This is a genomic window from Polaromonas sp. CG_9.7 (genome assembly GCF_015752205.1).
Lineage (GTDB): Bacteria > Pseudomonadota > Gammaproteobacteria > Burkholderiales > Burkholderiaceae_C > Polaromonas.
Genome location: NZ_JADOVG010000004.1, coordinates 17,339 through 38,502, shown reverse-complemented (window position 1 = coordinate 38,502; position 21,164 = coordinate 17,339). Strand labels below are relative to the sequence as shown.

Below are 21,164 nucleotides of genomic sequence, written 5' to 3'. Positions count from 1 at the left end.
AACGTCCAGGCCGCCCTTCCCCGCATGACGTTTTTTCAGACCAGCGCAACGGTCAGTCTTTCAATCACTGCGCGGGTGTCCGGCCGCACGCCACGCCACCATTCAAAGGCTTCGGCTGCCTGCTCGGCGAGCATGCCGACGCCATCGGCCAGTTGCTGCACACCGGCGTTTTGCGCCAGGCGCAGGAAGGGCGTCAGTCCCTTGCCGTAGGCCAGTTCATAAGCCAGGCAACCGGGCGCGAAGACGCTGGCGGGCACCGGCGGCATTTCGGCGAGCAGGCTGGCCGAGGTGGCATTGAACACCAGGTCAAAGGCCTGCCTCTCCAGGTCTTGGTACGTACAACCGCGCACCGGGCCAGCGCTTGACGCCATGGCGATCCGCACCAGTTCCTGCGCCTTGCCCAGGCTGCGGTTGGCAATCACCAGCTGGGCAGGCTGCTGCGCCAAAAAAGGCAGCAATGCGCCCCGGGCGGCACCGCCCGCGCCGAGCATCAGCACGCGCTTGCCCCTGAGCGGGGTGTTCAGGTTGTGCACCACGTCGCGCACCAGACCGATGCCGTCGAAGTTCTCGGCCAGCACCCGGTCGCCGTCAAACTTCAGGGCATTGGCCGCGCCCGCCAGCTCGGCCCGCTCCGAGCGCTCGGTGGCGTAGGCAAAGGCGTCGAGCTTGAACGGCGTCGTGATGTTCAGGCCCCGTCCGCCGGCAGCACGGAATGCATCGACCGCACCGGCGAACCCGCCCAGCGCGCCTTCGATGGCGGTGTACTGCATGTCCTGGCCGGTGGTCAGCGCAAACAGGCCGTGGATCAGTGGTGATTTGCTCTGGTGAATGGGGTTGCCGATCACGGCGTAGCGGTCTGTCATGCCTGGGGCTCCGGATAAAGCACACCGTCCCGCTCCGTGGCGTCGATGTGGCTGGCACCAAATGCTACACGCTCGGGGAGGTGTTGCAGCCGGGCAAGCGGAACAGCGGCGGCAGGCCTGCTTTTTCTTGAATCTGCGTAACTACTTGCCTTGCTGCAGGTCAACGGCTTTACCGTTATTTGGTGTTGTCCTTGCTTTGCTTTGCTTTGCTTTGCTTTGCTTTGCGATGCGATGCGATGCGATGCGATGCGATGCGCGATGCGCGATGCGCGATGCGCGATGTGCGGGGCTGGGTTCCTTTTTGCGGGCTTCTCTGGAGTTTTTTGGTGTAGAGCGCCTTCCCGGCGGGGGGTAACTTTCTTTTCTGGCAAAAAAGAAAGTCACCAAAGAAAGTTGCCTTGGGGGAGGGAGCGGATCAGAGCTGAACGCTCTGACGGGCCATTGCTTCGCTCGGCCCTTGGCACCTGGATCTCAGGGTGGTTAGCAATGTCGGAGGTTTGCTGGTTCTACCGCTCGTTCGCTAACAGCTTCACGCTCTGCTTGATCGGCTCCTTTGTGCTTCAAGCATTTCTGGCAGATGCTTGTCCTGTCTTTTTTTAGTCAGGGCAGGCCGGGGGCTGATAGCGGACAGTGAAAAGTGCAATGGTGGTTCGACACCCGACAGCTGTGAAAGAAAAAAATAGCGCAGCCGACAGCAAATATGAAATAGCCGAAAGCGACGCGCGTAGCGCAAGCCAAGCAAGCCAAGGCGATAAAGCAGACAAAGCAGACAAAGCAGATAAAGCAGAGCGTGAAGCTGTTGGCGAACAAGCGGTAGAACCAGCCAGCCACCGGCATGGGCGACTGGCTGCCGATCAGAGAACCCAGGGCCCAGCGAAGCGATGGCCCGTCAGAGCGTTCAGCTCTAACCCGCTCCCAGGCAACTTTCTTTGGTGACTTTCTTTTTTGCCAGAAAAGAAAGTTACCCTCCGCCGGGAAGGCGCTCACCCCTCAAACCACAAAAGAAACTGCCCAAAGCCAAAAAAACAGAAAACGCAGCGATCAAAACAGCAGCGTTAGCAGTTACGATTTTTTTTCCAAAAAATGCTTTCTGCGCAAGCTGCGAATGCACGATAAGCTATCGAATCAATAGCAAGTCATAGGTGCCTGGACCCTGCATGTCGCCCTGCGCCGGGATCAGCCCGCCAGCCCGCGCTCAATGCCCTTGATGCAGGCCACCAGCGTCCGGTTGACCGGCGTCGGCACGCCGACCTTTTCGCCCTGGCGCACCACCGCGCCGTTGATGAAATCGATCTCGGTGACCGAGCCTTTTTCCAGGCTTTGCAGCATCGACGGCTTGAACTCGAAGGGCAGGCCGGCGCCGGCCATGTGCCAGGCATCGACCGGCTCGGCAATGCCCAGCGTGATGCCGCTGGCCCGGGCGACGGCCATCGCCTCGGCCACGGCCGCCACGCCGCAGGCCTGCAGCTCGGGCGACTGGTACAGCAAGCCATAGGGCAGGCGGCTGATGGCGCTCAACGCGCCTGTTGCCACATTCACCAGCAGCTTGTCCCAGATGCTGTCCATGATGTGGTCGCTGACAGTGGTGTCCAGCCCGGCCGCGTTGAACAGCGCGGCAATGCGCAACACCCGTTCCGACACGCCGCCGTCCGGCTCGCCTATCAGCGTCAGTTTGTTCACCGTGCCGGCAATCACATGGCCGGGCGCGAGTTGTGTGCCGCCGACATAGGTCTTGCCGGCCAGCAGCCGCTGCCGGCCGACGATGCCGGCCAGCACGTCTTCATGCCCCAGGCCGTTTTGCAGCGACAGCACCGTGGTGCCGGGCGCCAGCAGCGACATGGCCGCCTGCATCGCCTCGGCGGTATGGAAGGACTTGACCAGCACGATCACCAGCTCCACCGTGCCCACCGGCTGGGCCGTGGTGGCTGCGCGCACGGCTACGGTGCGGTCCACGCCGCCGGTGCGCAGGATCAGCCCGCGACGCGTCATGGCCTCGACCTGGTCCGCATGGCGGTTGATCAGCCAGACCTCATGGCCCGCTTCGGTCAGCACGCCGCCCATGGCACAACCCAATGCCCCCGCGCCCAGAATTCCAATTTTCACAGCTTGCTCCTTGCCAATAAGTGAAGGGATTCTGGCGCAGCCTGGTCATGGCGTCCATGCAATGGCAGCCATGTGAGTCATTCAGTTTTTCTTTGTCTTTGATGACAAGGCTCGTGAAAATCAGGATGCATGTAAGCTATTGCTACTGAATTAATAGCTGCCAACGAAGCCGGGATAAGCGCCTGAAGCCTGTTTCACGCCAAAAGCTAGTTGGGCACGCTGCCCTGGTCCGGCGCGTCAGGCCGATGCATGGCCAGCTTGCGGGTCTGCTCGATGCAGTAATCCAGCAAGGCTTCGAGTTCGGTTGATTTGTCGAAAACCGCATCGGCTCCCAGCGCCACCGACTGCATCCGTATTTCGGGCGTGGCGTAATTGGTCAGGATCACGACCTTCTGGAAAGGCGCGCGCTGGCGGCATGCGGCCAACACCCCCAAGCCACTTCCCTGCTTCAGAAAGAGGTCGACGATGGCCAGATGCCAGTCCGAATGGCGACCAAGCCACTGGCTGGCTTCGTTCTGGGTGGCCGCATGCGCGGTAACTTTCAGCTGCGCTATTTCGCCAAGGGTTTCGATCAGGTTGGTGCGAATGGTGGGGTTGTCTTCAACCAGATAAGTAATTAATGGCTGCATAGAGCACCTGTGTGTTTGACTGACAGCTGCTACTGCCCATCAGGATATCTCCCCTTTTCATGGAAACACACCAGCGAAAACGTTGCCGCCATCCGATGGCTTTAGCGAAAGTAGGACAAGGCGCGTCAAGCACCTGCCGGCAGGGCTTGACGTCCTTCAGCCGGGCAAGGACCGTGCCGGCTCCAGTGCAGTCGCGCCAGGTTCAGGCCGCTCCTCGGCGCCGTCAGGATGCAGCGCGAAGCGGCTGGATTCGCGTCCATGCACCGGCGCTGCATCAGGCCACGGCCAGCCGCCAAACCGTGTCCGCTGGTAGTCGGCAAACGCCTGCCGGATTTCGGTTTCGGTGTTCATCACGAACGGACCCTGCTGCGCCACTGGCTCGCCAATCGGCCGTCCCTGCAGCAGCAGGAATTCAGAGGCTTGCGGGCCGTTGACCAGTTCGACAGGCGCATCGGCGCGCAAGCCAATGGCGCTGGACTGGCGCACCGGCTGACCGGCCACGCTGACGGATTCGCCCTTGAAGAAGTACAACTGGCGCCGGGTGGTTTTGCCCACGGCGGCAGGCAGCGTCCAGCGCGCGCCGGGGGCCATGCGCAATGTCCAGATCGCCACATCTGCATCTGGCTGCGCAGCCCAGGAATCGGGCGGCGGCGGCAAGGGCGCGGCCACGTCGGCGTTGGGGTCGTTCAGCCTGCCGGTGATGACCGCCACGTCGGTCGTGCGTCCTTCCCTGTCAGTGGCGGTGAACTTCGGAATGTCCTGCGCCCAGAACATGGTGAAGTGCGGCGCGGCCATCTTGCGGGCCGCCGGCAGGTTCAGCCAGATCTGGAACAGCTCCAGCGGGTTGGGGCCGCCCTGGTCGAGCAATGGAAACATTTCCGAATGCACCACGCCCTGGCCGGCGGTAAGCCACTGCACGTCGCCACGGCCGAAGCGCGCGGTCGCACCCAGTGAATCGGCATGGTCGATCAGCCCCTTGCGCACGATGGTCACGGTCTCGAAACCCCGGTGCGGATGCGCCGGAAAGCCCGGCACCGTGCTGCCGTGGTACATGCTCCAGCCGTCCTTGCGGCTGAAGTCCTGGCCGATGTCGCGTCCGTCAAGCGGCGCCGCCGGGCCGTTTCGCGCATTGGCGGCCGGGTAGGCGTCGTCGTGGTAGACGCAAAACAGGAAAGGATCCACCGTTGGCCACGGGAATCCCAGCGGCTCGACACGCAGAACGGGCGAGCCTGACGGGGTTGGAGCGTCAACGGGCAAGGAGGACATAGGAGCGCTTTCTTCTCAAAAAATACAGGTAAGGCCAATGCGCTCTGATTCAAGCAAAAAGCCCGGCGGGCTGGTGCAGTGGGCACCTTCCTGCCGGGCTTCAGGCCCACTGCCGCAAACGGAATTCAGCGCTGGCCGGTCATGCTTTCCCAGCCGTGCCGGACCGCCTGCTTGGTCTTTTCCCAGGTGCTGTTACCCGCAGGGTTGCGACGGGTCCAGTCGTCACGGGCATCGGCTTCGACCTCGTCCCATGAACGCTCGGCGTAACGTGGGTTGGAGCGCAAGGAGTATCCGTACTGGTAAGCCGGCGCATAGTCATCGTAGCTGCCGCCCATGGACGCCATGTTCGCCTGGTAATGGCTGCGGTAATCTGGCTCAGCCATGCCCGTATCGGCGCTCATGCCCATGTTGATGGTGTCGGCATTGCCCTTGTCCACATCGACCACGGTGTTGCGCAGTTGCTCGGTCACCGTTTCGGTCCGGGTGCTGGCTTCGGTGCCAACGACCACTTCTTCCACCACACGGGCGGTCTTGCTGACCACAGGCCTTTCGGCGGTTTCATGGATTTCGATCGAGCCGCCCTCGAAAGCCTTCAGGTCGGCTTCAGAGGCAGGGCGGTCCACGGTGCGGCGCTCGATGTCGGCATGCTCTTCGCGCAGTTGCACCTGTTCCTCGACCGGCCGGGTCTCGGTGCGCGAGAAGACACGGACTGTTCCGAGGTCGACTTCACGCTTGCCCACTTCCAGTTCCTCGCGCACCACGGGCAACACCGTGCCCTGGTCAACCTGGCGGCTGCCGTCAGGCGTCATGACGTCCTTTGACGCGCTCAGGTTGTTGTTCTGGTAGCGGCTGCGCTCGGCAGCAATCTGGTCAGGGTGGTAAGGCTGGGACGACGGATCGAAACCCTCGTAGCCTTCTTCGCGCCAGCTTTCGCTGCGCTTGTCGATGTCCACGGCACCGGCGGCCGCCAGAATGGAGCGGACCTCCTCAACCCGGCCCGGTTCGGTCACCGTCACGGTCACCACGGTGCTGCCCCGGCGAACGGCTTCCGAATAGTGGCCGGCATGTTCCGTGTCGTCGCTGCTGAACAGGTCACTGAAAAAGCGGCCAATGCCTGCCATGAAGCCTTCATCCTCGTGGCGCGGGTCCGTGCCTGTGCCTGTGCCTGTGCCGGTGATCGTGCGGTCGGTGGTGGTGACCGTATCGCTTGCCTGCGCTGCCGGATTGGATTGCAGGCGAACCTCGCTGGCATCAAAACCGCTGTCCAGAAGCACCTCGCTTGCGTCCTGGGCCTCACCGGGCGTGTCAAAAACACCTACTACTGTCTGCATGGCTTGTCTCCTAAAAATGATCATGATTGATCGGTTACAGATAAAACCCGGTTCTCAACGCGCCTGTGCAACCCACTCCCCAGTGACCAGGTCCAGGCGCTCCACCACCACTTCTTCGCGCCGCAGGGACGTTCCCACGGTGTGCTCGAAGGCTTCGCGCCGGCGGCGCACATGAATCTCCTCGACCAGCACCAGCTGACTGACCAGCCGCTCCGCATACACCGGAATGACCAGCAAGTCGCCCAGTGTCCTGGGCGGCTCGACCGCTTCAACCACCTGATCGACGGGTACACGTGTTGTCTCGACAATTTCGCGGTAGCCTGTGGCAGCCATGGGTTCGGTGACCTGGTGCACCACCTTGCGCACGCGCACGGTGCCGGTGTGTTCGCGTTGCAGGTGAACCTGGGCGTGCTCGGCCAGCACCGGAATGACGATGCGCTGGTTCGCCTTTGCAGCATCCGCAACGCTGTTGATGTGAGAGGTTTCGGGCGTGACAGGGTTCATGTTGTGTAGTGGACCGGATGAACCTCCATCCTGCAGTTTTGCCGCACACCGGTTGAAAGGACTTCGTGGTAAATGCCGTCAGCCGATACCTACAGAGGTGTTCAGTCAGCGCCTGGTAAAACAAGCCGGCGCGGATCGAAGGTGCAACAAGACACCAGCGGCTCAAAGGCGACAGCAGCTTGTGAAACCGTCCTACACCGCGCAAAGAACTAGTTCGATAAATTACCGTTACAGCTTGTCAGCGACTGTTAAATGTTGCGGCAAGATAAAACTGTGAACGCACACGCTGGATTCGATGTGCGGCTTATTCTTCACTTCAGAGGTCTTCCCATGAAACATTCTTTACTGCTTGCCGCTCTGGTTGCGATGCTGGGCCTGACCGCCTGCGAAAAAACCACGGTCGCCCCGCCTGCCGCCGCACCGGTGGTCGTGGTTCCAGGCCCGGCCGGTGCGACAGGCGCGACCGGTGCCACGGGTTCGACCGGCTCAACGGTTGCCGTTCCCGGCGCCACCGGTGCGACAGGTGCCAAGGGCGCGACCGGCAATGACGGCGCCATGGGCTCGACAGGTTCCACGGGCGCAATGGGTGCAACCGGTGCCGACGGCACCAAGGGCGACACCGGAAAAACCGGTGGCGACACGGTCATCGTCGTCCCGCAGAAGTAATTTTTTAATTTTTCCACTTCAAACGCAGATGGATTTCCATCTGCGTTTTTTTATGGTCACTTGCAAATTTTAAAGTTTACGAAATATGCATTTTGCGCATGCTCTGCAAGCGCTGGTAGCTATTGATTCAGGAGCATTTGCATCTGTCAGGCTATTTCAGCCAGTCTGACGGCACTGCACCAGCCGCTGGACGATGTCGGCAAACAGCGGGCGCTGGTGTGTCAGGCTGCGCGCAGTCGGCTTGCAGGCCAGCCAGCGATTGCCGTAGCGCGTGCGATCCGGCTGGCGCCGGGCAGCACGTCAGCAGTTCTTCCAGCAGGCAGGCAAACGCCCGTGCCTCGATGCGCTGCAGGGCCAGCGCCAGCGGCAGGTCATCCGGCGGAAAAAACGAGGCTGCGCCAAAGTCGCCGAGCAGCGCCTGGCCGTCGTCCGTACACAAAACATTGTGCCCATACAGGTCGCCATGCAGGATGCCGCGCGCATGCAACTGGCCAGCGGCCGACGCCATGCAGAGCATCAGCCGCAGCATGGCATCCGGCGTGAAACGCGCCCTGGCGTCATACACGTCGCGGGTGCACGAGTCCAGGCTGGGCGGCGCAGCCAGATTGCAAAATTGTGGCGCCACCAGCGCCATGACCAGCCCGTCGCTGCCTGCCGGATGGCCGGTGACGCGGCCATGCACGGCAATCAGGCCGGGATGCGCGCCGGCGCCAATGCACGCCGCCATTTCATGCCGGGGCAGGCCGTCGCTGGTCAGCGCACCCTTGAACAACTTCACCGCCACCGGCAATGCCGTGTCGCCGCGCTACCACAGCGCCAGGCGGATCACGCCCGATGCGCCTTCGCCCAGCAGCGCGCCGGGCTGCAGGCTGGCCCAGTCAATGCGGGCCAGTGGCGCACCGGCCTGCGCGGCGGTTTCGCCTGCGTCGGCCAGCGGGTTGCCGGCAAACGCCAGCCAGGCCAGGCGCGGCAACGCCAGCAGCCAGCCAGGCAGGGCGGTGAAGCGGTTGGCCGGGATGCGCAGCAGCTCCAGCCGGGTGCAGGCGGCCATTTCAGGCGGCAGGCTGTGCAGCTGGTTGCCGGCCAGCATCAGTTTTTGCAATTGCGTGCAGCGGCCCAGGGCGGCCGGCAATTCGGTCAGCTGGTTGTCGGTCAGCACCAGGGCGCGCAGGCGCGGCGGCAGTGCGGCGGCCGGGACGTGGCGAATCTGGTTGGCCCGAAAGCCGATCATCTCCAGTTGCACGCACTGGCCCAGCACCGCAGGCAGTTCGGTGAAGCGGTTGTTCGAGCAAAAAATGATGCGCAGCCGGTGCAGCCGCGCCAGGTCGTCGGGCAGGGCGCTCAGCGCATTGCCCGAGAGGTCAAGGATTTCCAGCGTGTCGGCCAGCGTGAAGATCTCGGGTGGAAAGGTCTCCAGCCCGCAGCACAGGCTCAGGCGGCGGCTGCCGGCCAGTGCGCCGGCGCGCAGCTGGCCCAGCATGTCCAGGTCGGGAAGGGTCTCGGTGCCGTGCGGTGGGTTCATCCTGGGTATTGGACACGAAGCCGGGCGCAGGCCATCGGGCTGGAGCCGTGCGGAAAACCGGCTCAACGCCGGCGGCCGCTGCGCCTGGCCTTATCCCGTCAGTCGTTTTGCATCAAATAAGGGGTTTGCGCAGGTGCATCAAACGCTGGCAGCTATTAAAAAAATAGCGTTTCAGGTTTTTCACAGGTCAGGCGCTTGCGGAATCACCACGGAAAAGGTCGTTACGCCCTCGGGCGTCGAAGTGACCGACACCCTGCCGCCGTGGGCCTTGGCGATCTCACTCACGATGAACAGGCCCAGGCCCACGCTGCGCCCGCTGTTCACCTGATCGCAGCCCCGCACCATGAGTTCGAACAGTCCGTCCATGATGTCGGCGGGAATGGGCAGGCCCTGGTTCTGCACCGAGAGCGAAAAAAATGCATTTTCCCGTGCCGAGGTGACGACCACCGGCGCGCCGGGCTCGCCGTAGGCCATGGCGTTGGACACCAGGTTGCCAACCAATTGCACCAGCCGGTCGGCATCGGCGATGCACCGGCTGGGCCCCTGTTGCACATGGCGCAGCACGCTGTCGGGAAACACCTGCGACAACTCCTGTACCGCCCCGGCCACCGCGGCGTGCAATTCCATCGCCGCTGGGGACACCGACAGGCCGCTGCCCAGCCGCACCTGGGTCAGGTCCAGCAGATTGGCAATCAGGCGGTTGGCCCGATCGCCTGCCCTTACGATGCGGGCCAGCACATCCGACTGGCGCGGGGTGACGCCGCACTTGCCCAGCAGTTCGGCGCCCATCAGCATCGCCGCGATCGGATTGCGCAGGTCATGGCTGACGATGCCGACCATCTGCTCGGCAAGCATCGCCCGGTCGCTCGCTTGCGCCTGCAGCTCATTGGCATGCGCCACCATTGCTTCAAGCTCGGTTCTCGCCCGCACCAGTTCCTTTTCATACTTGTCGCGGTCCTGCGCGACAAACAAGGCGTATTCATCCGCCATCCCGCCCTGCTGCGCGTGCCGGCGCACATTGAGCAGCATGGGCAGTCTCTGGCCGTCCTTGCACAGCATCTGAACCCGCACCTCCGACACAGACCCCTGCAACTGCAGCAGGGGCAGCGAATGCGTCTGGTGAAAAATGCGGCAGCCCGTGGTCAGCAGGTCCTGCAGCTTGCGCTGGCCGACCAGTTCGCCCGGGGTGTAGCCCAGCCATTGGCAAAACGTCAGGTTGGCCTGGCGCAGCAGTCCCTGGGCATCGGTCTGCACCAGCCCGCAGGGAGCCTGGTCGAGCAGGTCCTGCGCTTCGCTGGCCCTTGTCGAAGGGCTGGCGTTTTGTGTTTCCAGTCCCTGGCTGGTCAGGAAGGCATCGATCGCCTCGGTGATTGCGCCGGGCGCGGTCAGGTGCGGGTAATGGCCCGTGTTGTGGATAATCTTCAGCGTGCCGTGCGGCAGGACCTGGTGCATGTAATGGCCCACCGAGACCGGGGCGATCAAATCGTCGCTGCATTGCAGGATCAGCGTGGGCGTCATCAACCGGGGCAGTTGTGCGCGGTGGTCGGACAAAAAGGCGACGCGGGCAAACTGCCTCGCAATGTCCGGGTCGGTGCGGCAAAAGCTGCTGGCGAGTTCCGCGCCGAGTTCAGGCCGGTCGGGCGCGCCCATGAGGACCGGCGCCATCGTGCCAGCCCAGACAAGGTAGTTGTTGTCCATCGCGCTGAGCAGTGCATTGATGTCCGCGCGCTCAAAACCGCCGTTGTAATCCCCGTCGTTGACGTAGCACGGCGAGGGGCCGATCATGACGTGGGCGGCGATGTGGCCGGGCGCCTTCAGGTTGGCCAGCAGGCCGATCATGGCGCTGACCGAATGGCCAACGAACATCACCGGACCCTGGCCGAATTGACTGATCAGTTCCAGCACGTCATCGGCATAGGCTTTCAGGGAACTGTATTTCTGGGGGTCATACGCCGACAGGTCGGACTGGCCAGCGCCCACCAGGTCGAAGGTCACGGTGCGAAAACGCCGGGCGTAGGCCGGTTGCACCAGCCGCCACATGGTCTGGTCACAGCCAAAGCCGTGGGCAAAGAAAAGGGTGACCGGACCGCTTCCGGCTACCTGAACGTGATGGCGCCGCTCAACATTCATGGCATGCATCCGGTGCAGAAAAAGGCCTTCAGGGCAGGAGAAAAGCATAGGTCTGAAAGAATCCTCGCACCAGAGACATTCCTGACGAATTCGTTAGAACACGTGTTGAGCTTGAAAGCAGCAATTCCCATGCCTGCCAGACCTGCTGCAGCCTTCGTATGGATGTGTTTTCAAGCAGCCAGCGTCGGGAAGCATGCACTGCGCCGGCTGCACCACCGTAAGGACAGGCTTCGCCAGATGCCCTAAAGTGGCGCTTCCAAGTTCACAAATTGAAACATCATGAACCCACACAACCTGCTTTTTCTGCTCGCCAGCCCGCTATTTCTGGCAGCTTGCACTTCAACGCCCATTCTGCCCGGGCCCGAAGTGCTTGAAAACTCGCTGGGCATGACCTTCGTCCGGCTGCCCGCCGGAGAATTCCTGATGGGCAGCGACGAAACCCCGCAGGCGCTGGCGCGTGACTATCCGCAGAACGAGGCGTGGCGCTTCGCCGAGCTGAGCGACGAGGCGCCGGTGCATCGGGTGCGCATCAGCCGGCCTTTTTTCCTTGGCCAGCATGAGGTCACGGTCGGGCAGTTTCGCCGGTTCGTCGAGGCTTCGGGCCATGTGCCTGAATCAGTGGCTGACGGCACCGGTGGCTATGGCTACAACCCCGCTTATGACCCGGCGGCCTCAAAGCGCGGTGACCTGTTTGAAGGCCGCGACCCGAAGTATTCGTGGCGCAATCCGGGCTTTGCGCAGGACGACACACACCCGGTGCTCAACGTCACCTGGAACGACGCCGTGGCGATGAGCCGCTGGCTGAGCCGCAAAGAAGGCCGCCGCTACCGCCTGCCGAGCGAAGCCGAGTGGGAATACGCCTGCCGCGCCGGATCGACCTCGCGCTACTACAGCGGCAATTCGCCCGGGTCGCTGCTGCAGATCGCCAACACCTTTGACGCCGATGCCGCCGCTTATTGGCCGGCGTTGCGCGCCCAGGCGCAGCCAGGGTCAGACGGCCATGCCTTCACTGCGCCGGTCGGCAGCTATCGGCCGAACGCCTTCGGCCTCTACGACATGCTGGGCAATGCCTGGGAATGGACCGCCGACTGGCATGACGAGGCCTATTACGCCGCCTCGCCAGCCGTCGATCCGCCCGGCCCTGCCGATGGCTCGGTGCGCGTGCGCCGGGGCGGTTCGTGGCACACCTGGGCACTGTATTCGCGCTGCAGCTACCGCAACTGGAATTCGCCGCAGACCCGCTATACCCTGGTCGGCATGCGGCTGCTGCTGGAAGCCGGCAGCGCAGACCGCTGAGTGCTGAAAAAATGGACGGATTTGATTCAATGACATGCCATTTTCCAGGAGCGCCCCATGAACCGCATGAACCGAAGCGATGCCGACCGCCTGGCCCACGCCACTTCCCTTTGGCAGCACGTGGGCCGCGAACGCCCGGCGTTTGCGCTGCCGACGAAGGCGGGCCAGGAATCGGTCTGGGACTATCCGCGCCCGCCCCGGCTGGCGGCTGACAGCCGCGAAGTGGTCGTGATGGCCGGCAGTCTGGAAATTGCCCGCAGCCGCCGGGCGCTGCGCCTGCTGGAAACCGCCAGCCCGCCGGGCTTTTACCTGCCGAAAGAAGACGTTCGCATCGACCGTCTGGTGCCGGCGGGCGGCACGTCGCACTGCGAATGGAAAGGTGAGGCGGCCTATTGGTCGGTGCCGCTGCCCGGCGGTGTCGCGCTTGACCGCGTGGCCTGGTCGTACACGCAGCCGATGGCGCCATACGACGCGCTGGCCGGCCATTTCGGGTTTTACCCGCAGCACCTGGAATGCTTCGTGGACGGCCTGCGGGTGCAGCCGCAACCGGGCGGTTTTTATGCCGGCTGGATCACGCCCGAGGTGGTCGGGCCGTTCAAGGGCGGACCGGGTTCAGGCGGCTGGTGAACGGTAAACGGCAAACGACCTTCAGCCGTCGGACTGAAGTGGCCGTGCGCCGGGTGGGCAATTCAGCGCGCTGACCTGTCCCGTTTCGCCACCCGTCGCGTGCTGTGCGGCCGACGCGGGCGCATCGCCCACATCAGCCCCAGCCCGACCGCGCCGGCCAGCGCCACGGCGGCCACCGGCATGGCGCGCACCGCCAGCGTGCGGTGGCCGCCGTCGATGGTGTGCACACGCGACGGCTCGAACAAGTTGCCGTTGGTGACCGGCGCCGGGCCGGCGCGCTCGAGCGCCCGGTCGGTCAGCCAGCGTGCAAGGCGGCCGGTCAGCCCGGGCGCGACGGCATGCGCCAGCCGCCCGGGGATCGCCACGCTGCCAATCGCCGTCACGTTGCGCGGCGTCCGGCTCAGCGCCACCAGCGCTTTGGCCACCGTGCGCGGGTCCAGCACCGGCGGCGGCGGGCGAAGGCGCTTGCCGGTGTAATTGGCGCCGTGGAACAGGCCCGGCGTGTCGACAAATGTCGGGTAGACCTCGCAGACATGCACATCGGGCAGGTTGCCCAGTTCGGCCCGCAGCGCCTCGGAAAAGCCGCGCAGCCCGAACTTGCTGGCGGTGTAGGCCGCGGCATACGGCGCCGGAACCCAGCCGCCCGACGAGATCATGTTGATCAGCGTGCCGCGCCCGCGCTGGCGAAAATGCGGCAGCACTGCATGCGCGCCGTTCATGTGGCCCAGCAGGTTGGCCGCGATCACGCGCTCGTGCGCTTCCATCGGCGTGGCGTCAAACGCGCCGATGGCGCCGATGCCGACGTTGTTGATCCAGACGTCGATGCGGCCAAAGCGCTGGAGGGCCGCCTCTGCCAGCGCCTGCATGGCGTCGGCATCGGTCACGTCGGTCGGCACGGCCAGCGCCTGCGCGTCCAGCAGCGCGCATTCGGCCGCCACCTTGTCCAGCGCCTCGGGACCGCGCGCGGCCAGCACCAGCTTGGCGCCTGCACGCGCAAAGGCCAGCGCAGCAGCGTGGCCAATGCCGCTGGAGGCGCCGGTCAGGACGACGACGGGCGCCGGGAAGGGATTGGCTTGGGTGTGGGGCATGGGGCTGGCCTGGAAGTAAGGAGTGGTCGATGGGTTGAATCGTCCGGTGCAAAAAACCGGCTGTCAATCGGCGAAGGTGCCGGCCCGGGTCAGGCGGCGGCTGGTGTGTACCTGAAGCGACTTGTCTGTTCGGGTTGGGCACACACGGCGAGCAGGCGCAGCAAGCATGGATAACAGAGAAATCAGCCCTTTGCGCAAGCAGCGTAAGCACAAGCAGCTATTGATTCGATAGCTTATAGCGCGTCGTCAGCCCTCACGCCTACGGCGAATCCGCATGCTGGCGCCAGAATGCCGCATCGGGCACGCCGCCCCGGCCTGCCGCCAGGTTGTCCTGCCTGTGCCTGGACCGGCCGGTGCCTGGAATCGCGCAGGTCACGGCCGGGTGGCTCAGCACGAATTTCAGCAGCACCTGCGCCCAGCTGGTGCAGCCGATGTCCGGTGCCCAGCCGGGCAGCGGCTTGCCCGCGAGGCGCCGCAGCCAATGACCGGCAGCGCTTCGCCGGTTGAGGGAATCGGTCGGGTGTTGATGGGGGCTGTCATGGGCAGGGCCAGCGATGGCGCAGGTCGCACGGGTTGGGCCAGCGCCCCTGCCCACCAGGGCGCGGCTACGGACAGGGCGGCGAGTGCGCGTGCGGACAGGCGCAAGGCGGTGCGCCGGTCTGCACCACGGGAGGGAAATGGCGGAATAAGCATGCGCCAAATTTGCCTGAACTTCATAAGCCACGCAAGGCAAGGGCAATGAATCCGCGGACCCCTTACGGCAAACATGCCTTCTTTTTGTCTGGTGGCAACCGCCACTGCCGCAGGTCAGCCGTGCGCTGGCAGGGATGGCTTTTCAGGAAACAAAGCCAGAGACAACCGCGTATTTTTTTATGCAATCGTCAAGCTCGCTTACCCCGGTAAGTAGTCATACGGAATTGAAACGCCCGATGTTGCAGCCCATCATGCGAATGGCTTCAACAGTTTGCTCGGCATTTTTGCGGACTGCTGAAGGTCCGCACCCCTGAAGGGCAAGTTGGCTGCAAGCCGAAGTTGTTGAGAAACAGGTGTGCGTCGCGCGCAGGTGAATGAACAATTCAACATAAGAAGGCGAGACATGACCATTGCATCCAAGAACACGACTTTGAAACTGACCACGCTGGCCGCTGCCATACTGGCGCTGAGCGCCTGCGGCGGCAGCGACAACCCGGCGCCACCGCCGCCGGCGCAGGTCGCCAAGACTTGCACCGAACTCAATGGCTTGACCATTGCGGCCGCTTCGATTGGCTTGCCGACGACCGGTGCTGTCGTGACCAGCACCGTGCTGGTTCCCGCAGCCGGGACCGGTGTCGCAGCCGTGGCGGAATATTGCAAGGTGCTGGGCGACATCAATCCGGTGGACACCAACGCACCAAAAATCAAGTTTCAGGTGAATTTGCCTGTGAATTGGAACAGCAAGGCCATGATGTTTGGGGGTGGCGGATACAACGGCGTCATTGCCACCGGCGCTGGCAACGTTCCCGCCGGGCCGATCGACAAGCCGACGCCGCTTGCGCGCGGATACGCCACCTTTGGCAGCGACTCTGGCCACCAGGCCAATGCCAATGGCAGCCGTGACGGCACCTTTGGCGCAAACGACGAGGCACTGAAAAACTTTTCTTCCGATGCGTTGAAGAAAACGCGTGATGCCGCCATCACGATCATCCAGGCGCGCTATGCCGACACCGTGAAAAAGACCTATTTTGCCGGCGGTTCCACGGGCGGACGGGAAGCCTTGATTGCGGTGCAGAACTGGCCGCAGGATTTCGACGGTGCCATCGTTTTGTATCCCGCCTGGAATGCCGCCAGCCTGGACCTGCAATTTGGTCGCATCACCAGGGAGCTTGCCAAGCCGGGCGCCTACCCAAGCCGGGCCAAACGCAAGGTGTTGTATGACGCGTCGCTGGCCGCGTGTGACGCGCTCGATGGCGTCACCGACGGGCTGATCAGCAATGTCAAAGCTTGCAATGCAAGCTTTGACCCCGCCACGGCAACCCTGAACGGTACGCCGATACGTTGCGTTGGTGGTGCCGATACCGGGGATACCTGCCTGTCCGATGCGCAGATCACCGCGTTCAATGTCACCAACACGCCACTTGCCCTGAACTATGCGCTGGCCAGCGGTGAAACCACCTACCCGGGCTTCAACACCTGGGGAACCGATTTTGGAATTCCGGGCACCAGTCCGCTACAGCCGACCGTTCTGACGCTGTCGTTGGGAACCGAGCAGCCTGCCAATCCCATGCCTTTGATCACTGCGACCACCAGCCCACCTTACGGCAGCACCTTCTGGGACCAGTGGGTGCGGTTTTTCGTGACACGCGATCCGACTTTCAACTCCTTGAGCCTGGACCCGCAAAATCCCGGCAGCCTGCAAGCGCGGATTGTCGAACTGACAGGCATCCAGGACCTCAACAAGTCCGACTTGTCGGCCTTCCAGGCCAAAGGTGGCAAGATCCTGATGGCGCACGGATCGCATGATGCGCTTGTCAGCACCAGGGCGACCGAGCAGTACTGGGACCGCATCCGCAACACCATGGGGGCGGCCAAGGTTGACAGCTTTGCCCGGTATTACGAGATTCCCGGTTACGGGCATGCCGTCAGCAGTGTGTTCAATGCGTCCTGGGACTCGTTGACCACGCTTGAAAACTGGGTTGAAAAGGGTGCGGCTCCGCCAAATCAGGTGGTGGCCGACACGGCCGGCGTTCCGGGCCGAACCCGGCCGCTGTGTGACTACCCGTCCTGGGCAAAGTACAAAGGCGCAGGTGACATCAACGTGGCCCCGAGCTATGCCTGCGTCACGCAATAACGAATAACGGGCCTCACACCGTCGGGCGCTGTTCCGACGTCATCAAATAAAAATTCCCGTTCCTGAACGGGCGTTTTTGTATCGTTTTGTACTGGCACCAGTGCTTTGGAAACGCTACAGCCTGCAACACGCATCAAGTACCAGAAATCACATTACTTCAAAGCCGCGCTGCCGGATTGATTCGATTGGTCATTCGCCAGGCCTTCAACCGCCGTCACCTCGACCTGCATGTCGTCAAGCTGCAGCGGCTGCAGCCCATAGTCCGAGATAAACGCCACATCGGCCGCGTCATGGCCATAGCCCAGCACGATGCGGCCGCCGCGCGGTGCGTCCTGCGTGGCGTCAAAGGTGTACCAGCGTCCGCCGACAAATGCCTCGAACCACGCATGCAGGTCCATCGGTTTGAGCCCGTACAGGTAGCCGACCACCATGCGCGCCGGAATCTGCAGGCTGCGGCACAGGCCGATGCCCACATGCGAAAAATCACGGCACACGCCTGCACCATGCTCCAGCGTGTCGAGTGCATCAGTGCTTGCCGTGCTGACGCCATAGCGGTATTCAAGGTTGTCGTAAATCCAGGCGCGTATCGCTTCGACCTGCGCATAGCCGGGCAGTGCCAGTCCGACCACGGTCAATGCCTGATCCTGCATCATGTCCGACGGGCAGTAGCGGCTTTGCAGAAGATAGTGCAGCACATCGGCCGGCAGTTCGGTGATGGGGGTCTTGGGCGCGTCGTGCGCAATCGCGATGTGGTCTTCGACTTCCATCACCACTTCAACGTTGATCTGCATCTGCCCCTGCGGCACGACCAGACGCTGGCACAGGTTGCCATAGCCGTCGGCAAACTCGTCCACTGGCACCCAGGGGTCGAGGTCGTAGCGTTCGCTGACGACCCACTGAGTCTGGCCACTGCGTGGGCGCAGCATTGCCACCATGGGGCAATCAGAGGCAGCGGTCACGCTGATGGAACAGGCAGCTTTGAGCTTCATGGAAAAAAAGTAAAAAATTACATTGATGTCGCCGGAAGCTCTAGCTTAGCGTGCCTGCAATGTCCGGCTTGTAGTCCGAAACCCGACTGCGGTGCAGGTGCGCTCTGTTTTAGCCAAAAGTTCAGATCGGATAAATAAAAATTTCATCAAAAAAGGCAATGGCGCACAACCAGCATAAGTTTAATGCTATTTAAAAAGTAGCAAAAAATCTTCTTCGCCCTGACGCTCGTCCTGACTTGCCAGCCGATGAGCCGGCGCGCAGGAGGGTAAATCTACCCATGCTGACAAGGCAGCGTCTGACAAACGCCAGCATGCGGCTGCTTCAGAATAAAAGCAGACGACAGCGCTGCTGCGACGCTTCAAGGAGGCAGCTTGTGCATCACAACGCAGCACCGACTCAAAACACCACCGCCAGGACAGGATTTGCACCATGAACCAGCAACGCGTTGAAGGGCAGGCAGGCCAGGTTGCCGTACCTTGCGTCAGTCCGGCCTTTGCCCAATTGCGGGACAGTTTCCAGTTCCTTCGCGGCTTTGTGCGAAATCCGGCCCAGGTCGGCTCCATCATCCCGAGTTCACGACAGCTGGAGCAGCGCCTGGTGCGCAGTGCGCGCATCAGCGACGCGCGCATGGTGGTTGAACTGGGGCCGGGCACCGGCGGAACGACCTCTGCGTTTTTGCGCGCCATGATGCCCACCGCGCAGCTGCTGGCCATCGAGCTGGACACCGAGTTTCACCATCGCCTGCATGCGTCCATTCACGACCCGCGTTTCAGCCTGGAACTAGGCAGTGCAGAGCGCCTTGACGAGTTCTTGAAAGCGCGCTGGCTGCCTGCGCCCGATGCCATCATCTCGGGCATTCCGTTTTCCACCATGCCGGCCGGGGTTTCGGACCGCGTGGCGTCCAGCGTGGCCCGAGTGCTTCGTCCTGGCGGACGCTTTGTTGCCTACCAGGTGCGCGCGCATGTTTCCGGTTTCATGTCGCCTTACCTTGGCACGCCCGAAAAGAAGTGGGAAATCGCCAACGTGCCGCCAGTCCGCGTGTTCACCTGGACCAAACCCGAGGCGTGAGCCGGGCAGGGCAGGAGCCCCGCCTTTCGGATTCCGCGCTTCAGCTTCAGGGACGTTTTGGAATGCCCAGTCCCTTGACCACCGCCGGCCGCTCCCCGAAAGCCGCCAGCACCCGCTTGACCTGTGTGAAATCGTCGAAGCCCACCAGTTCCCCGGCCTCGTAGAAGCCAATCAGGTTGCGAATCCAGGGAAAGGTGGCGATGTCGGCAATGCTGTAGTGCGCGCCCATGATCCAGTCGCGGCCTTTCAGGCGCCGGTCCAGCACGCCGAGCAGGCGGCGCGCTTCGGCTACGTAGCGATCGCGCGGGCGCTTGTCTTCGTAGTCCTTGCCGGCAAACTTGCTGAAAAATCCCAGCTGGCCAAACATCGGGCCGATGCCGCCCATCTGGAACATCAGCCACTGGATCGTTTCGTAGCGCCCGGCCGCGTCCTGCGCCATGAACAGGCCGGTCTTGTCGGCCAGATAAAGCAGGATGGCGCCCGACTCGAACAGCGCCAGCGGCTTGCCGCCCGGACCGTTCGGGTCCAGGATTGCCGGAATCTTGTTGTTCGGGCTGAGCGACAGGAACTCTGGCGTCATCTGGTCCTGCGTTTCAAAGCTGACCAGGTGCACTTCGTAGGGGAGCTTGATTTCTTCCAGCATGATCGACGCCTTCACGCCGTTGGGCGTGGGCAGTGAATACAGCTGAAGCCGGTCAGGGTGAAGGGCGGGCCATTTTTGTGTCACGGGAAAGGCGGCAAGATCGTTCATTCGTGTTCCTGGAGGATGAACGCAGGACGAAGGCCCCACGGGAGCCCGCATTTTGGCCTGAAGGCCATTGGCCTATAGCGGCGCATCGCAAGTCCACCCTGGAAACGCAGGTGGATCAGTCACGGGAAAAAAACAGCCGTCAGGCGGTATATATGCGCTTTGGCGCTTTGTGCTTTTTTTCTGAAAATTCAAGGTGGGTTGTGCACTTTTTGGCGCAACCGAGCTGGCAGCGTGGATTAGCGCCCCACCACCGACCAGCCGGCTTGCTGGTTGGCGCGGTTGTTCTCGTACTCCCAAGCTGTGCCGCAGCGGTCGCAGCGGTAGCTGGTGAGGGTGACCAGACTGGCGCCGCGCTTTTCCTGGCGGTTGCCGCCCTGCACCAGTTCGGGATGGCCCGGTGCCTTGCGCCAGTTGCGCTGGATGCCGGCGCACGATTCGCACAGCGCCATCTTCTTCAGTTCGTTTTTTCGGTTCAGGTCTTCGGTCATGGTGTGGCTGCTTTTCTGGTGAGGCGAGGTTGCCTTGGGGTAGGGGACGATTGTCGCCGACGCCAACTTGTCGTCAGGCAGCAGCGCCGCTGCCGCCTGGCAAGCGCAGGCTGCGCAATCGCTGGTGTGCCGTGTCATCCGCGTCCACGGGCAATTGCTGGCGGGCGTTCAGGTAATGGCCGGTGAACACATCCAGGTAGGCCTCCAGCGTCTGTGCTGCATGCGTCTCGCCGGCCAGTTCCAGGCACAGACCAGCGACTTCCGAGGTGCAAAAATGGTCTGCGCGCTTGGCGCGGCGCAGCCGGTAGCGCGAAAGCTGCTCGCCTTGCAAGCTGAGCACCGGCAAGTGGTCGAGGTAGGGACTCTTGCGAAACATTTTGCGCGCTTCGGGCCAGGTCGCATCCAGAAGAACAAACAGCGGCCGCTTGCCGTCAGGCGGATCGGCCGATTGCAGCTGTGACACCACACGCCCGCCCGCCACGAATTCACCCGGAAACACCAGGTAAGGCTGCCACTGCGGGTCGGCCAGCAGCGCCAGCAGCGCGGGGTCGACCTCGGTGCGCGCCCAGCCAAAGGCAAAGGTGTCGGCCACCACATCGGCAATCAGCCAGCCGGTGTTGCTCGGCTTGAGCGGCTCGATGTCGGCCATGAGCAGGCACACCCCGGCGCGCGTGGGCAGTTCCGGGCGCAGGGCGCACAGGCAGTGGCTGTGAATCAGGCGGCAACCGGCGCAGCGCTCGCCGCGCGGCCCGCCACGGGCCAGAAAAGGTTTGGAACTGCGCGCCAGTCGCGCAGTGCGCAGGCGGGAAACGGCGTGGGGCATGGGCAGAAGTCTAGCGCAGCAAGGCCGCCGGCAAGCCGCGCCGCCCCACCGCCCCACCGCACATTCCGGTCTGCTGGCGCGCTTCGATCCCCAAGCTGATGGGCTGCAAATGGCTCGGTGGCCAAACGGGTTGTTGGCACGCACCACGCCACCACAGGGCCATACTGCGTAGACTGGTAAATCACGATGAAT

The 21,164-nt window shown here is 63.0% G+C and carries 20 protein-coding genes and 2 pseudogenes; 7 read left to right on the top strand and 15 right to left on the bottom strand.

Features of this window, described 5'->3' with window-relative positions:
- Positions 1 to 35: 35 nt before the first annotated feature.
- A complete protein-coding gene (gene aroE, locus IWX87_RS05360) occupies positions 36 to 863 on the bottom strand; it encodes a shikimate dehydrogenase (protein ID WP_196862492.1) in 828 nt (275 codons plus the stop codon).
- 141 nt (positions 864 to 1,004) lie between these two features.
- Complete coding sequence (locus IWX87_RS05355; RefSeq protein WP_196862491.1) at positions 1,005 to 1,250, bottom strand: hypothetical protein; 246 nt, start codon at positions 1,248 to 1,250, stop codon at positions 1,005 to 1,007.
- 448 nt (positions 1,251 to 1,698) lie between these two features.
- Here IWX87_RS05355 and IWX87_RS19575 point away from each other — a divergent pair, with 448 nt between their 5' ends.
- The gene (locus IWX87_RS19575; RefSeq protein ID WP_231376520.1) at positions 1,699 to 1,995 is read left to right on the top strand and encodes a hypothetical protein; all 297 of its coding nucleotides are present in this window, start codon (positions 1,699 to 1,701) and stop codon (positions 1,993 to 1,995) included.
- Between the two features lie 44 nt (positions 1,996 to 2,039).
- On the opposite strand, the gene IWX87_RS05350 is transcribed toward IWX87_RS19575, so the two are convergent.
- The 5 genes from IWX87_RS05350 to IWX87_RS05330 form a co-directional block, all read right to left on the bottom strand.
- Entirely contained in the window at positions 2,040 to 2,966 is a 927-nt protein-coding gene (locus tag IWX87_RS05350) for a ketopantoate reductase family protein (protein ID WP_196862490.1), read from the bottom strand.
- A 206-nt stretch (positions 2,967 to 3,172) separates the two neighbouring features.
- A complete protein-coding gene (locus IWX87_RS05345) occupies positions 3,173 to 3,595 on the bottom strand; it encodes a response regulator (RefSeq protein WP_196862489.1) in 423 nt (140 codons plus the stop codon).
- 156 nt (positions 3,596 to 3,751) lie between these two features.
- Positions 3,752 to 4,861: a pirin family protein gene (locus tag IWX87_RS05340; protein WP_196862488.1), complete on the bottom strand. Its 1,110-nt coding sequence runs from the start codon at positions 4,859 to 4,861 to the stop codon at positions 3,752 to 3,754.
- A gap of 125 nt (positions 4,862 to 4,986) precedes the next feature.
- Positions 4,987 to 6,192: a YsnF/AvaK domain-containing protein gene (locus tag IWX87_RS05335; protein WP_196862487.1), complete on the bottom strand. Its 1,206-nt coding sequence runs from the start codon at positions 6,190 to 6,192 to the stop codon at positions 4,987 to 4,989.
- A 54-nt stretch (positions 6,193 to 6,246) separates the two neighbouring features.
- On the bottom strand, positions 6,247 to 6,696 hold the full coding sequence (locus IWX87_RS05330; RefSeq protein ID WP_196862486.1) for a YsnF/AvaK domain-containing protein: 450 nt from the start codon (positions 6,694 to 6,696) through the stop codon (positions 6,247 to 6,249).
- 330 nt (positions 6,697 to 7,026) lie between these two features.
- Here IWX87_RS05330 and IWX87_RS19940 point away from each other — a divergent pair, with 330 nt between their 5' ends.
- Positions 7,027 to 7,362, top strand: coding sequence for a collagen-like protein (locus IWX87_RS19940; protein ID WP_196862485.1), 336 nt, complete (start codon positions 7,027 to 7,029; stop codon positions 7,360 to 7,362).
- Between the two features lie 156 nt (positions 7,363 to 7,518).
- Here the strand turns inward: IWX87_RS19940 and IWX87_RS05320 are convergent.
- Positions 7,519 to 8,842: pseudogene (locus IWX87_RS05320) on the bottom strand (leucine-rich repeat-containing protein kinase family protein).
- 222 nt (positions 8,843 to 9,064) lie between these two features.
- Positions 9,065 to 11,014 (bottom strand): alpha/beta fold hydrolase, encoded by a 1,950-nt coding sequence (locus IWX87_RS20015; RefSeq protein ID WP_348535215.1) that lies wholly within the window; start codon positions 11,012 to 11,014, stop codon positions 9,065 to 9,067.
- Between IWX87_RS20015 and IWX87_RS05305 the strand changes: the two genes are divergently transcribed.
- Genes IWX87_RS05305 through IWX87_RS05295 form a run of 3 tightly spaced genes read left to right on the top strand, consistent with a single transcriptional unit; the run spans position 10,994 to position 12,937 of the window.
- On the top strand, positions 10,994 to 11,260 hold the full coding sequence (locus tag IWX87_RS05305; protein ID WP_196862484.1) for a hypothetical protein: 267 nt from the start codon (positions 10,994 to 10,996) through the stop codon (positions 11,258 to 11,260). The genes IWX87_RS20015 and IWX87_RS05305 overlap by 21 nt on opposite strands.
- Before the next feature lie 33 nt (positions 11,261 to 11,293).
- Entirely contained in the window at positions 11,294 to 12,310 is a 1,017-nt protein-coding gene (locus IWX87_RS05300) for a formylglycine-generating enzyme family protein (protein ID WP_196862483.1), read from the top strand.
- Between the two features lie 57 nt (positions 12,311 to 12,367).
- The gene (locus IWX87_RS05295; RefSeq protein WP_196862482.1) at positions 12,368 to 12,937 is read left to right on the top strand and encodes a DUF427 domain-containing protein; all 570 of its coding nucleotides are present in this window, start codon (positions 12,368 to 12,370) and stop codon (positions 12,935 to 12,937) included.
- A gap of 62 nt (positions 12,938 to 12,999) precedes the next feature.
- Here IWX87_RS05295 and IWX87_RS05290 read toward each other — a convergent pair whose 3' ends face one another.
- Positions 13,000 to 14,025 (bottom strand): SDR family oxidoreductase, encoded by a 1,026-nt coding sequence (locus tag IWX87_RS05290; RefSeq protein WP_196862481.1) that lies wholly within the window; start codon positions 14,023 to 14,025, stop codon positions 13,000 to 13,002.
- A gap of 259 nt (positions 14,026 to 14,284) precedes the next feature.
- A pseudogene (locus tag IWX87_RS05285) lies at positions 14,285 to 14,533 on the bottom strand (aldo/keto reductase); the annotation flags it as partial.
- Positions 14,534 to 15,121: 588 nt separating this feature from the next.
- Between IWX87_RS05285 and IWX87_RS05275 the strand changes: the two are divergent.
- Entirely contained in the window at positions 15,122 to 16,852 is a 1,731-nt protein-coding gene (locus tag IWX87_RS05275; RefSeq protein ID WP_196862480.1) for a tannase/feruloyl esterase family alpha/beta hydrolase, read from the top strand.
- Between the two features lie 152 nt (positions 16,853 to 17,004).
- Here the strand turns inward: IWX87_RS05275 and IWX87_RS05270 are convergent, their stop codons facing one another.
- Positions 17,005 to 17,841: a transglutaminase family protein gene (locus IWX87_RS05270; RefSeq protein WP_196862479.1), complete on the bottom strand. Its 837-nt coding sequence runs from the start codon at positions 17,839 to 17,841 to the stop codon at positions 17,005 to 17,007.
- Positions 17,842 to 18,271: 430 nt separating this feature from the next.
- Between IWX87_RS05270 and IWX87_RS05265 the strand changes: the two genes are divergently transcribed.
- Positions 18,272 to 18,910 carry a class I SAM-dependent methyltransferase gene (locus IWX87_RS05265; protein WP_196862478.1) on the top strand — a complete coding sequence of 213 codons (639 nt, stop codon included), beginning with the start codon at positions 18,272 to 18,274 and terminating at the stop codon, positions 18,908 to 18,910.
- A 46-nt stretch (positions 18,911 to 18,956) separates the two neighbouring features.
- Here IWX87_RS05265 and IWX87_RS05260 read toward each other — a convergent pair whose 3' ends face one another.
- From IWX87_RS05260 to IWX87_RS05250, 3 genes are all read right to left on the bottom strand, one after another.
- Positions 18,957 to 19,661: a glutathione S-transferase N-terminal domain-containing protein gene (locus IWX87_RS05260; protein WP_196862477.1), complete on the bottom strand. Its 705-nt coding sequence runs from the start codon at positions 19,659 to 19,661 to the stop codon at positions 18,957 to 18,959.
- A gap of 236 nt (positions 19,662 to 19,897) precedes the next feature.
- Positions 19,898 to 20,149: a hypothetical protein gene (locus IWX87_RS05255; RefSeq protein ID WP_196862476.1), complete on the bottom strand. Its 252-nt coding sequence runs from the start codon at positions 20,147 to 20,149 to the stop codon at positions 19,898 to 19,900.
- A 73-nt stretch (positions 20,150 to 20,222) separates the two neighbouring features.
- Complete coding sequence (locus tag IWX87_RS05250; protein ID WP_196862475.1) at positions 20,223 to 20,972, bottom strand: tRNA-uridine aminocarboxypropyltransferase; 750 nt, start codon at positions 20,970 to 20,972, stop codon at positions 20,223 to 20,225.
- Positions 20,973 to 21,164 lie beyond the last annotated feature (192 nt).